Here is an 11,795-nt window from a genome sequence, read left to right as displayed (position 1 = left end):
GCCGCCCGCCCACCCGCGACCGGTGCCGACGGTGACGGCCGCGCCCGGCCCGCGGGCGGCTACAGTGCGGACCGATGAGCAGGACCAGACGTCCCCCCTCGCCGTTGCCCCAGCGGGACGGCCTCGACGCCGTCCGGGTGCGGCTGCCCACGCACGGGCCGTTCACCACCGTGCGGGACTTCCTCGTGCGGCGGCTGCACCGGCTGCCCGCCGGGCGCGTCGACGCGATGCTGCGCGAGGGACGCTTCGTGACGCGGGACGGGCCGGTCACGCCGGACACCCCGTTCACCCCGAACGCGCTCGTCTGGTTCCACCGGGACGTCACCGACGAGGTGCGCGTCCCGTTCGAGCTCGGCGTCGTCCACCGCGACGACGACCTCGTCGTGCTCGACAAGCCGCACTTCCTGGCGACCACCCCGCGCGGCAGCCACGCCCGGGAGACCGCGCTCGCGCGGGCCCGCCGGGAACTGGACCTGCCGGGCCTGAGCCCGGTGCACCGGCTCGACCGGGCCACCGCGGGTCTGCTGCTGTTCGTCACCCGGCCCGAGCTGCGCAGGCCGTACCAGACCCTGTTCAGCGAGCGGCGGGTGCACAAGGAGTACGAGGCCGTCGCACCACACGACCCGGAGCTGGCGCTGCCCCGGACCGTGCGCAGCCGCATCGTCAAGAAGCGCGGTGTGTTCGCGGCACAGGAGGTGCCCGGCGAACCGAACGCCGAGACCCACGTCGCGCTGCTCGACCACCGGGACGGCCTCGGCCGCTACCGCCTGCTGCCCCGCACCGGGCGCACGCACCAGCTCCGGGTGCACATGAACAGCCTCGGCGTGCCGATCCTCGGCGACACCCTCTTCCCGGAGGTCGTCGAGACCGCCGACGACGACTTCCGCGACCCCCTGCAACTACTCGCCACGGTCCTGGAGTTCGACGACCCGCTCACCGGCACCCCCCGCCGCTTCACCACCCACGCCACCCTCGACTCCTGGCCCCCCACCCCCGCGAGTTGACACCCCGGACCCGCGAGTCGCCACCCCGGGCCCGCGAGTCGCCGCCCTAGACCCGCGAGTCGCCACCCCGGGCCCGCGAGTTGCCGCTCCGGACCCGCGAGTCGCCACCCCAGGTCCGCGAGTCGCCGGCTCGCGGGAGCCATCGCACGCACCGGCACCGACACGGTGAGTCGACTCGTGGGCCTGGAGTGTCAACTCGCGGTCGTGGGGTGGCAACTCGCGGGGGTGGGGGTCGGGTCAGGCGCGTTCGATGAGGCGGCCGATGACGTCCGGGGTGGTGTCGAGGGCGGTGCCCGAGGCGTCCCGGCGGGGGTCGGGTTCGGGCAGTTCCACGATCTCGCCCCTGGCCGTCGAGGCCGCCGGGCGGGGGCCGACCCACGCCGTGGTCAACCGGTCCTCACCCTTGAGGAACCGCTGCGCCCGCACACCGGCCGTGGCGCGGCCCTTCGCCGGGTACTCCGCCAGCGGGGTCACCTTCACCGTCTCCCCGGTCGCGGTGACCACCATCGGTTCGCCGTGCTCACCGTCGTCGGTGCGCACCGCGCCGAAGTACACCACCTCGGCGTCGCCGGACAGCGAGATCCCCGCGACCCCGCCACCGCGCAGCCCCTGCGGGCGGATCAACGAGGCGTCGTAGTGCAGCAGCGACGCCTGCGACGACACGAACGCCAACGTCTCCGCACCGTCGGTCAGCCACCGCGCGCCGACCACCTCGTCGCCGTCCTTGAGCGTGAGCAGGTCGAACTCGTCCGACCGCACCGGCCAGTCCGGGGCGCACACCTTCACGATCCCGCGCCGGGTGCCGAGCGCGAGCCCCGGCGAACCCTCGGCCTGCTCGCCCAGCGGGGCCACACCGACGACCCGTTCGCCGGACTCCAACGGCACGAGCTCGCGCACCGCTACCCCGCCGCGCAGCGACACGGTGCCCACCTGCTCCGGCAGCACCGGCAACGGCAGGACGTCGGTCCGGAACGCCCGGCCCCGGTTCGTCACGAACAGGACCCGCCCCCGCGCCGTGGTGTGCACCATCGCCGCCACGGCGTCGTGCCGGGCACGGCCGCTGCGCCTGCGTCCCTCGACGGCCTCCTCGGACTCCGCCGCCGTCCGGGCCACCAGCCCGGTCGCCGAGAGGATCACCTGACACGGGTCGTCGGCCACCTCCAGCGGACCCGCGGGCTTGGACGCCTCCAGCACCTCCTTGAGGTCCCCGTCGATCAACGCCGTGCGGCGCGCGGTGCCGAAGTCCTTGGCCACCTTGGTCAGTTCCTTCGACACGAGCTTCTTCAGCACCGACTCGTCGTCCAGGATCGCGGTCAGCTCCGCGATCTCCGAGCGCAGCCGCTCCTGTTCGGACTCCAGCTCGATCTTGTCGTACTTGGTGAGCCTGCGCAGCGGCGTGTCGAGGATGTAGGTGGCCTGGGTGTCGGACAGCTTGAACCGCGTCATCAGCCCGTCCTTGGCGGCCTTCGCGTTCTCACTGCCCCGGATCAGTCTGATCACCTTGTCGATGTCGACCAGCGCCTTGAGCAGCCCCTCCACCAGGTGCAGCCGCTCCTCCCGCTTGCGCCTGCGGTAGCGGGTGCGGCGGGTGACCACCTCGTACCGGTGGGCCAGGAACACCTCCAGCATGCCCTTCAGGCCCAGGGTCCGCGGCGTGCCGTCCACGAGCACGAGGTTGTTGATGCCGAACGACTGCTCCAGCGGCGTGAGCCGGTACAGGTCGGCCAGCAGCGCCTGCGGGTTGACGCCGACCTTGCACTCGATCACCAGCCGGGTGCCGTTCTCCCGGTCGGTGAGGTCCTTGACGTCGGCGATGCCGGTGAGCCGCTTGTGCTTGTTCACCTCGTCGGTGATGCGCTCGATCACCTTCTCCGGGCCCACGCCGTAGGGCAGTTCGGTGACCGTGATGCCCTGCCTGCGGCTGCCCTCGATCGGGCCGGTGGTCACCGTCGCCCGCATCCGCACGACCCCGCGCCCGGTCTCGTAGGCCTTGCGCACCTGGTCCAGTCCGAGCAGCTGCCCGCCGGTGGGCAGGTCCGGACCGGGCACGAACTCCATCAGCTTGTCCAGCGAGGCGTTCGGGTGGTTGATCAGCCACTTGGCCGCGGCGATCACCTCGCCGAGGTTGTGCGGGATCATGTTCGTCGCCATCCCGACGGCGATCCCGGATGTGCCGTTGACCAGCAGGTTCGGGAACGCCGCGGGCAGCACCTGCGGCTCCTGCAGCGACCCGTCGTAGTTCGGCCGGAAGTCGACGGTGTCCTCGCCCAGCTCCCCGACCAGCGCCATCGCCTCGGGCGACATCCGTGCCTCGGTGTAGCGGCTCGCCGCCGGCGCATCGTCCACGGAACCGAAGTTGCCGTGCCCGTCGACCAGCGGGACGTTCATCGAGAAGTCCTGCGCCAGACGCACCATCGCGTCGTAGATCGCGGAGTCGCCGTGCGGGTGGTAACGGCCCATCACGTCGCCGACCACGCGGGAGGACTTCACATAGGCGTGGTTCGGCCGGTAGCCGTTCTCGTTCATCGAGAACAGGATCCGGCGGTGCACCGGCTTGAGACCGTCCCGGGCGTCGGGCAGCGCCCGGGAGTGGATGACCGAGTAGGCGTACTCCAGGTAGGAGTCCTCCATCTCGGTCTTGACCGGGTTGTCGAAGATCCGCGCGCCCGCCTGGTCGAAGGCGGCCGGGTCGACCCGTGTGGTGGTGTTCTTGCGGCGTGCCATGGTTCAACGACTCCTGGAAATGTTCGGCGCGGGAGGGGCGGGGTGTTGCGGACCGTGCCCGGGTCCGGCCGTGCTCAGACGTCGATCGCGGCCCGGTCGACCCGTTCGGCCGAGGTGATCAACCAGTTGCGGCGCGGCTCGACCTTCTCCCCCATCAGCAGGTCCAACGCCGCCTCGGCGGCGTCGACGTCGTCGAGCGTGATGCGGCGGACGGCCCGCGTCGCGGGATTCATCGTGGTCTCCCACAACTCGTCGGCGTCCATCTCGCCGAGCCCCTTGAACCGCGGGACGGGCGTGACGACCTGTCTGCCCGCCTCCTCCAGCTCGGCGACCTTCGCCTCCATCTCCCGCTCGGTGAAGGTGTAGAAGGTCTTCGGGTCGCGCCCCTTCGTGGTGATCTTGTGCAGGGGCGGCATCGCCGCGTAGAGCCGTCCCTGTTCGATGACCGGCCGCATGTACCGGGCGAACAGCGTGATCAGCAGCGTCCGGATGTGCGAGCCGTCCACATCGGCGTCGGCCATCAGGATCACCCGGCCGTAGCGCAGCGCCGACTCGTCGAACGTCCGCCCGGTCCCGGCGCCGAGGACCTGCACGATCGAGGCGATCTCGGCGTTCTTCAGCGCGTCACCGAGGTTCGCCTTCTGCACGTTGAGGATCTTGCCGCGCAGCGGGAGCAGCGCCTGGTACTCCGAGACCCGCGCGAGCCGGGCCGACCCCAGCGCACTGTCCCCCTCCACGAGGAACAGCTCGCTGCGCGCCACCCCGGTCGTGCGGCAGTCCACGAGTTTCGGCGGCATGGCCGCGCCCTCCAGCGCGGTCTTGCGCCGGGCCGCGTCCTTCTGCTGCTTCTGCGTCAACCGCACCCGCGAGGCGTCGACGATCTTCTGCAGCACCGTCTTCGCCTCGGCCTTGGTTCGGCGGTGCTCGGCCCAGGCCTTCAGGTGCTTCTCCACGAGGCCCTGCACGACCTTGGTGATGCCCGCGGTGGACAGCTCGTCCTTGGTCTGCGAGGTGAACTGCGGCTCCGGGATGCGCACGTGGACGACGGCGGTCATGCCCTCGTAGATGTCGTCCAGGGTGGGCATGTCCTCCTTGGGCTTCAACAGCCCGCGGGTCTTGGAGATCGCGTCGTGCACCGCCCGGGTCAGCCCGCGCTCGAATCCCTTGCGGTGCGTCCCGCCGTGCACGTTGCGGACCGTGTTGGCGAAGCACTCGACGGTGCGCTCGTACCCGGTCCCCCACCGCAGCGCGATCTCCACCTCGGCGCGGCGTTCCACATTGGACTGCATGACGCCGTTGGCGTCCGCGGCGTTCTCCTTGTACGTACCCTCACCGGTGATCAGCTGCGTCCCGCACACCGGGCGGTCACCCGCGGGTGCGAGGTACTCGACCATGTCGGCGACGCCGTTCGGGTAATGGAAGGTCTCCTCGTTGATGGCCGCGTCGGTGGCCGTGCGCAACACGTAGGTGACGCCGGAGACCAGGAAGGCGGTGTGCCGGAGCTTGGTCCGCAGCGCCTCGATGTCCAGGCCCGCGCCCTTCTCGAAATAGCGCGCGTCGTACCAGTAGCGGATGACGGTGCCGGTCGACTCGCCGCGCTTCATCTTGCGCACGGTCCGCAGGCCGGACTGCCGGGTGAACTTCGCCCTGGGGCCGGGGCCGTCGAACACGCCGGGCACACCGCGCGCGAACGACATCTCGTACACCGTGCCGTCGCGCTTGACGGTCACGTCGAGCCGCAGCGACAGCGCGTTCACCGCCGAGGCGCCCACGCCGTGCAACCCGCCGGAGGCCTTGTACCCCGAGCCGCCGAACTTGCCCCCGGCGTGCAGCCGGGTGAGCACCAGTTCGACCCCGCTGAGCCCGGACTTGCCGTGGGTGCCGACCGGGATGCCCCGACCGTCGTCGGAGACCTCCACGCTGCCGTCGGCGTGCAGGGTCACCACGATCCTGCTCGCGTGCCCCGCGACCCCCTCGTCGGTGGAGTTGTCCAGGATCTCGGAGAACAGGTGGTTGACGCCGCGACTGTCGGTGGACCCGATGTACATGCCGGGTCGCTTGCGCACCGCTTCCAGACCCTCGAGATGGGTCAGGTCGTCGGCCCCGTACAGGGTCTCCTCGGCAGAGGCAGTCACGTGTCGCTCTCTTTCCCGTTCGTGATACGCCCGGATCGTGGATGCCCGTGGCACGCTCGGTCACCTGTTCGACCGCGGCAACAGCGTAATGCAGGGTAACGGGCCGTCAACGGCGAGCATGAGGTGCAACGTCGGTGTGTTCCGACTCATTCCCGCTCGAACTCGGCGCGCACACCCAGCAGACGCACCGGACGGTCCAGTTCGAACCGGCCGAACACGGACTGCGCGGCCCGTTCGAGCGCGGCACCGTCGCTGGTGGGTGCGGACAGGGTGACACTGCGTGTCCGCGTGATGAACGGTGCGAACCGGACCTTGACCGCGACCCGGGCGGCCGGCCTGCCCTCGGCCAGCACGTCCGCGGTGACCCGTTCGCTCAGCAGGCTCAGCTGGGCGCGGAGCTCGTCCGGATCGGCGACGTCCCGCGGGAACGTGGTCTCCCGGCTGCGGGAACGCGGAACGTACGGGGTCGCGGTGACCTCTCGGTCGCCCGCCCCGTGCGCCAGCACCCGGTAGTAGGGCCCGAGGCGCGGACCGAACCGCACGGCCAGTTCCGCGGGGTCGGCGGCGGCGAGCTCGGCCACGGTGTGGATCCCGCTCTCGGCGAGCCGGTGCCGGGTCTTCACACCGATTCCCCACAGGGCGTCGGTGGGGCGGTGCGCCATCACCTCGACCCAGTTCTCCTCGGTCAGCCGGAACACGCCCGCCGGCTTCGCGAACCCGGTCGCCAGCTTCGCGCGGTGCTTGTTGTCCCCGATGCCCACCGAGCAGGACAGGCCGGTCCGCCCGGCCACCTCCGCACGGACGCGGGCCGCCAGCGCCTCCGGATCGTCGGTGCGCACACCCAGGAACGCCTCGTCCCAACCGACGACCTCGACGACCACGCCGGGCAGGTCCCGCAGCGTCGCCATGACACGGCCGGAGACCTCCTCGTAGGCGGGCGCGTCGCTGGGCAGGAAGACGGCGTCGGGACAGCGCTTCGCCGCGGTGCGCAACGGCATGCCGGAGTGCACCCCGAACTCCCGGGCCTCGTACGACGCGGTCGCCACCACGCCCCGCCCGGTCGGGTCGCCGGAGCCGCCCACCACCACGGGCCGTCCACGCAGCTCGGGGTGCCGCGCGACCTCCACCGCGGCGAGGAACTGGTCGAGATCGACGTGCAGTATCCGGTCCTGTGTGGACACGGGCGCAGTATGCGCCGCCCCGACCACGCCGCGCCACTCGGACGGGGCGCCGGGGAGTCACGGACGGGTGATTAAGCACCGCGCGGGTATCGGGTGCGCATAGAACCGGGACGAACGGGATACCCGGTCGGGCGGATTGACGAACCGACACACGAACCGCCGGTGGAGCACGGCGGAGTCACGGCTGGTGACGGGAGGTGAGGCGAGAATGAACGGTAGGTGCGGCGGATGACGGAACGCTTCCGGGCGTGACCGCCCGGGAACTGGTCGTGCTGGGCACCGGCAGTCAGGTGCCTTCGCGGGACCGCGCCCAGAACGGGCACCTGCTCCGCTGGGACGAGGAGGGCATCCTGTTCGATCCGGGCGAGGGCACCCAACGGCAGATGACGTTCGCGGGTGTCTCCGTCCGCGCGGTGACGCGGATGTGCCTGACACATTTCCACGGTGACCACTGCCTGGGTGTCCCGGGAATCGTGCAGCGGATGTCGCTGGACGGTCTCGCGAGCGCCATCGCCCACTATCCCGCGACCGGAGCCCGGTACTTCGACCGACTGCGCCATGCGAGTGTGTTCCACGCCACGACCGAGCTGACGGAGCACCCCGTCGAACGGGACGGCAGGATCGCGTCCGGTCCGTTCGGCGAGTTGCGGGCTCGACGGCTGGATCACCCGGTGGAGGCGTTCGGATACCAGCTCGTGGAGCCGGACCGCGCCCACCTGGTGCCCGACCTTCTCGAACGGCACGGGGTGCGCGGACCGGACGTCGGCAGGCTCCGGCGGACGGGCACGATCGACGTGGGCGGACGCACCGTGACGGTGAACGAGGTGAGTGTCACACGTCCGGGGCAGCGTTTTGGTTTCGTCATGGACACCCGGTTGTGCGAGAATGCTTTCGCGCTGGCCGAGGACGCCGACCTGCTGACCATCGAGTCGACCTTCCTGAGTTCCGAGGCCGACCTCGCGCGGCGGTACGGACACCTTACCGCGGCAGAGGCCGGTCGGGTCGCGGCCGAGAGTCGGGTCCGCACATTGGTGTTGACCCATTTCTCGCAGCGTTACACGGAACCGAGCCATACGGAACCGACTCGGTTTCATGACGAAGCGGCCGAGGTATTCGGCGGCGACATCGTGGTCGCCAGGGATGTGAGCCGAATCCCCGTCCCGCGCCGGGTGCGCCCGGAATAGCGGAACAACCGACGTGCGTTGTCTCCGCATAGTTGCCTGTTTTTCGCCGGAAGGAGGCGGCACGCCACATGAACAATTTCGACTGGCGGCATCACGCCGCCTGCCGCGACGAGGACCCCGAGCTGTTCTTCCCCGTGACCGACATGGGACCGGGCGCCCAGCAGACCGCGCGCGCCAAGGCGGTGTGCGCACGCTGCCCCGTGGCGAACGAGTGCCTGGAGAGCGCGATCGAGAACGGCCTCGACCACGGGATCTTCGGCGGCACCACGGAGCGGGAACGGCGTGATCTCGTGCGCGCCCGGCGTCAGCGCGCACGGCAGTCGGGAATTCGCGGAAACGCCGCCTGACACAGTTCTCACACCGTTTCTCGACAACCGAACACCGAGAACGTCGGGCCGTGCCCGCCGTCGACGTGAGTGGTTTTCCGCGCCCCCGGGTTCTCCGCCCGGGGGCGCGGTCGTGTGTGCGGCCCGGGTTCCCGCCGCCCCTCCCGTCCGGGGTGCACGATTCCGGTCACCGGCCGGGCACGCACCGTGTCCCTCCGTGCGGCGGCCGACGGCGGTGGGCGTTACGATCCGATCAAGTACCGATACCGGTGCGCTATCGAAGCCGGATACAGGGAGCGGACGTGACGGACATCCCCACGGGCAACGAGTTCTCCGCCGCGACGGGCCGCGAGCTGGAGAGCGACCACGGCAAGCCGCGCTACCTCGCGTACCAGCGGGAGCTGATCGGCCCGCACTGCGGACGGTCCGTGCTGGAGGTCGGGGCGGGTCTCGGCGAGTTCGCCGACGGGTTCACCGGGTTCGACCGGTACGTGGTGACCGATGTGGACTCCGGTGCGGTGGAGCGGATGAAGCGACGCTTCGCCGACCGGCCCGAGGTGGAGGTCCAGCAGTACGACATCGACGGGCGGACCCGGCTGTCCGAGCCGGTCGACACGCTGGTCGCGATCAACGTGCTCGAACACATCGCCGACGACGTGACCGCCCTGCGCGAGTTGTCCGAATCACTCACCCCCACCGGGAACATCGTGCTGTTCGTGCCCGGGTATCAACAGCTCTACGGGGAGTTCGACCGCAAGGTCGGCCACCACCGCCGCTACACGCCGGCGACGGTGTCCGAGGCGGCGCGCCGGGCCGGGCTGCACGTCGAGGTGGCGCGCCCGGTGAACTTCCTCGGCGCGTTCGCCTGGTGGGCGGCGGTCCGCAAGGGCGGTGCCGGTGCGCCGAATCCGCGTCTGGTCGCGTTGTACGACCGTTTCGTGGTGCCGGTCACCCGCGCGCTCGAGAAGGTGGTCCCGGTCCCGTTCGGTCAGTCGGTGCTGTGCGTGGCCCGGCGCACCGACGCCTGAGCCGACCCCGGCGACGGAGCCGGTCCCGGTGACGCGGCCGGTCCCGACGACGGAGCACGGGTCGCCTCGGCGGTCAGGGTGTGCCGTCGAGCAGCTCGGACAGCAGCGCCCGGACCCGGCGGTCGATCTCGTCGCGGACCGGGCGGACCTCCTCCACCGGCCTGCCCGCGGGGTCGTCCAGTTCCCAGTCGAGGTAGCGCTTGCCCGGGAGGACGGGACAGGTGTCGCCGCAGCCCATCGTGACGACGACGTCGGCGGCCTCGACGTCGTCGGTGGCCAGGCGGGTCGGCATCGCGGCGGTGATGTCCAGACCCCATTCGGCGAGCGCGGCCGCGGCCGCGGGATTGACCCGCTCCCCCGGCTCGGACCCGGCCGAGCGGACCGCGACGCGGCCGAGCGCGTGGTGGGCCAGCAGCGCGGCCGCCATCTGTGAGCGGCCCGCGTTGTGGACGCAGACGAACAGGACCTCCGGCCGGTGGGCCATCGACTCTCCCGGATGATCGAGCGGGACACGAACGGTTGGCCGGCTCACCGTACCCGATGACATCACTCACGAGTGATGTATGGTCGCGCACCATGCCCGCCCTCGACCCCACGCCGCCCCCGGCCGACACGGTCGTGCCCGCCGACACGCTGCCGACGGACACGCTGCCGACGGACGTGCTGCGCCTGCTCGCGGACCCGCTGCGGGCCACCCTCGTCGGCCTGCTCGCGCGGGAGACGCTGTGCACCTGCCACCTGGTCGACGAGACCGGGGCGAGCCAGACCAACATCTCCAACCATCTGCGGCTGCTGCGCGGGGCGGGCCTGGTGGCCGCGGAACCGCACGGCCGCTACACCTACTACCGGCTGCGGCCGGAGGCGCTCCGGGCGCTCGCGGCGACGCTGACCGGCCTCGCCGAGCGCGCCGAGGCCGCCGGATCCGAGCCCACCGGGAACAGGAGGCCGTGCTGATGACCCGGACCGTGGACGAGTCCGACGACACCGACGTCCTGCGGAAGCTGTCGTCGCTCGACCGGTTCCTCCCGGTGTGGATCCTCGCGGCGATGGGGGCCGGGCTGTTGCTCGGTGCCGTGCTGCCGGGCCTGCGGGACGTGCTCGACGCCGTCACGATCGGCCAGGTCTCCCTGCCGATCGCGCTGGGACTGCTGCTGATGATGTACCCGGTGCTGGCGAAGGTGCGCTACGACCGGCTCGACTCGGTGACCCGCGACCGGCGCATGCTCGTGCTCTCGCTGCTGCTCAACTGGGTGGCCGGGCCCGCCCTGATGTTCGCGCTGGCGTGGCTGATGCTGCCCGACCTGCCCGAGTACCGCACCGGGCTGATCATCGTCGGGTTGGCCCGCTGCATCGCCATGGTGATCATCTGGAACGACCTGGCCTGCGGTGACCGCGAGGCCGCCGCCGTGCTCGTGGCGCTGAACTCGCTGTTCCAGGTGCTGATGTTCGGCGTCCTCGGGTGGTTCTACCTCGACGTGCTCCCCGGGTGGCTGGGCCTGGACACCACCTCGATCGACGCCTCCCCCTGGACCATCGCGCTCAACGTCGTGATCTTCCTCGGCATCCCGCTCGCAGCCGGGTACGTCTCCCGCCGTGCGGGCGAGCGCACGAAGGGTCGCGAGTGGTACGAGAACCGTTTCCTGCCGAGGATCGGCCCGGTGACGCTGTACGGACTGCTGTTCACGATCGTCGTCCTGTTCGCGCTGCAGGGGGAGACGATCAGCGAGCGGCCCGGCGACGTCGCCCGGATCGCGCTGCCGCTGCTGGCGTACTTCGCGCTGATGTGGGCGGGGTCGTACGCCGTCGGCCGGGCCGCCGGACTGAACTACGCCCGCACCACGACGCTGGCCTTCACCGCCGCGGGCAACAACTTCGAACTCGCGATCGCCGTGGCCATCGGCGTGTTCGGGGTGACCTCGGGGCAGGCGCTCGCCGGGGTCGTCGGCCCGCTCATCGAGGTCCCGGTGCTCGTCGCGCTCGTCTACGTCAGCCTCCGGCTCCGCCGTCGTTGGCGCGCGCGCACCCCGGGCCCGGAGTCCCCGGACGTCGACTCGCGGGCATGACGCGGCGACTCGCGGACTTGAGGCGTCGACTCGCGGGCAGGAGGTGGCGACTCGCGGGTCACATGGATTTGGCCTTGAGGTAGCGGGTGACGCTCGGGGCCTGGGAGGCGAGGCCGGCGGCCAGCGCCGCGCCGAGCGCGCCCGCCGCCA

The 11,795-nt window shown here is 71.2% G+C and carries 10 protein-coding genes; 6 read left to right on the top strand and 4 right to left on the bottom strand.

Annotated elements, in window-relative coordinates; genetic code table 11:
* The first annotated feature begins 74 nt into the window (after nt 1-74).
* Nucleotides 75-1,004 carry a pseudouridine synthase gene (locus tag ACTIR_RS0117395; RefSeq protein ID WP_026455237.1) on the top strand — a complete coding sequence of 310 codons (930 nt, stop codon included), beginning with the start codon at nt 75-77 and terminating at the stop codon, nt 1,002-1,004.
* A 237-nt stretch (nt 1,005-1,241) separates the two neighbouring features.
* On the opposite strand, the gene ACTIR_RS0117385 is transcribed toward ACTIR_RS0117395, so the two are convergent.
* From ACTIR_RS0117385 to ACTIR_RS0117375, 3 genes are all read right to left on the bottom strand, one after another.
* On the bottom strand, nt 1,242-3,728 hold the full coding sequence (locus ACTIR_RS0117385) for a DNA gyrase/topoisomerase IV subunit A (RefSeq protein ID WP_026455236.1): 2,487 nt from the start codon (nt 3,726-3,728) through the stop codon (nt 1,242-1,244).
* Between the two features lie 74 nt (nt 3,729-3,802).
* Nucleotides 3,803-5,863, bottom strand: a complete 2,061-nt coding sequence (locus tag ACTIR_RS0117380) for a DNA gyrase/topoisomerase IV subunit B (RefSeq protein WP_026455235.1) — start codon at nt 5,861-5,863, stop codon at nt 3,803-3,805.
* A 146-nt stretch (nt 5,864-6,009) separates the two neighbouring features.
* The gene (locus tag ACTIR_RS0117375; RefSeq protein WP_026455234.1) at nt 6,010-7,044 is read right to left on the bottom strand and encodes a DNA polymerase IV; all 1,035 of its coding nucleotides are present in this window, start codon (nt 7,042-7,044) and stop codon (nt 6,010-6,012) included.
* Nucleotides 7,045-7,292: 248 nt separating this feature from the next.
* Here ACTIR_RS0117375 and ACTIR_RS0117370 point away from each other — a divergent pair, with 248 nt between their 5' ends.
* The 3 genes from ACTIR_RS0117370 (at nt 7,293) to ACTIR_RS0117360 (ending at nt 9,582) form a co-directional block, all read left to right on the top strand.
* Nucleotides 7,293-8,228, top strand: a complete 936-nt coding sequence (locus ACTIR_RS0117370; RefSeq protein WP_026455233.1) for a ribonuclease Z — start codon at nt 7,293-7,295, stop codon at nt 8,226-8,228.
* Nucleotides 8,229-8,296: 68 nt separating this feature from the next.
* Nucleotides 8,297-8,575, top strand: a complete 279-nt coding sequence (locus tag ACTIR_RS0117365) for a WhiB family transcriptional regulator (RefSeq protein ID WP_026455232.1) — start codon at nt 8,297-8,299, stop codon at nt 8,573-8,575.
* Between the two features lie 281 nt (nt 8,576-8,856).
* The gene (locus ACTIR_RS0117360) at nt 8,857-9,582 is read left to right on the top strand and encodes a class I SAM-dependent methyltransferase (RefSeq protein WP_026455231.1); all 726 of its coding nucleotides are present in this window, start codon (nt 8,857-8,859) and stop codon (nt 9,580-9,582) included.
* Between the two features lie 73 nt (nt 9,583-9,655).
* Here ACTIR_RS0117360 and ACTIR_RS0117355 read toward each other — a convergent pair whose 3' ends face one another.
* The gene (locus ACTIR_RS0117355; protein ID WP_026455230.1) at nt 9,656-10,066 is read right to left on the bottom strand and encodes an arsenate reductase/protein-tyrosine-phosphatase family protein; all 411 of its coding nucleotides are present in this window, start codon (nt 10,064-10,066) and stop codon (nt 9,656-9,658) included.
* Nucleotides 10,067-10,158: 92 nt separating this feature from the next.
* On the opposite strand from ACTIR_RS0117355, the gene ACTIR_RS0117350 reads away from it, so the two are divergent.
* Nucleotides 10,159-10,536, top strand: a complete 378-nt coding sequence (locus tag ACTIR_RS0117350; protein ID WP_026455229.1) for an ArsR/SmtB family transcription factor — start codon at nt 10,159-10,161, stop codon at nt 10,534-10,536.
* Nucleotides 10,536-11,645 carry an ACR3 family arsenite efflux transporter gene (arsB, locus tag ACTIR_RS0117345; protein WP_034240704.1) on the top strand — a complete coding sequence of 370 codons (1,110 nt, stop codon included), beginning with the start codon at nt 10,536-10,538 and terminating at the stop codon, nt 11,643-11,645. The genes ACTIR_RS0117350 and arsB overlap by 1 nt, the downstream gene beginning before the upstream one ends.
* Nucleotides 11,646-11,795 lie beyond the last annotated feature (150 nt).

The sequence above is a fragment of the Saccharomonospora iraqiensis subsp. iraqiensis genome (assembly GCF_000430445.1).
Classification (GTDB): Bacteria; Actinomycetota; Actinomycetes; order Mycobacteriales; family Pseudonocardiaceae; genus Saccharomonospora; species Saccharomonospora iraqiensis.
Note: the sequence above shows the minus strand (reverse complement) of the source record. Positions and strands in the feature narration are given on the sequence as shown.

Bases quoted from the DNA above. Each gene is read 5' to 3' on its own strand.
- ACTIR_RS0117395 (WP_026455237.1), top strand. From the start codon at position 75: ATGAGCAGGACCAGACGTCCCCCCTCGCCGTTGCCCCAGCGGGACGGC.
- ACTIR_RS0117385 (WP_026455236.1), bottom strand. From the start codon at position 3,728: ATGGCACGCCGCAAGAACACCACCACACGGGTCGACCCGGCCGCCTTC.
- ACTIR_RS0117365 (WP_026455232.1), top strand. From the start codon at position 8,297: ATGAACAATTTCGACTGGCGGCATCACGCCGCCTGCCGCGACGAGGAC.
- ACTIR_RS0117355 (WP_026455230.1), bottom strand. From the start codon at position 10,066: ATGGCCCACCGGCCGGAGGTCCTGTTCGTCTGCGTCCACAACGCGGGC.
- ACTIR_RS0117350 (WP_026455229.1), top strand. From the start codon at position 10,159: ATGCCCGCCCTCGACCCCACGCCGCCCCCGGCCGACACGGTCGTGCCC.
- arsB (WP_034240704.1), top strand. From the start codon at position 10,536: ATGACCCGGACCGTGGACGAGTCCGACGACACCGACGTCCTGCGGAAG.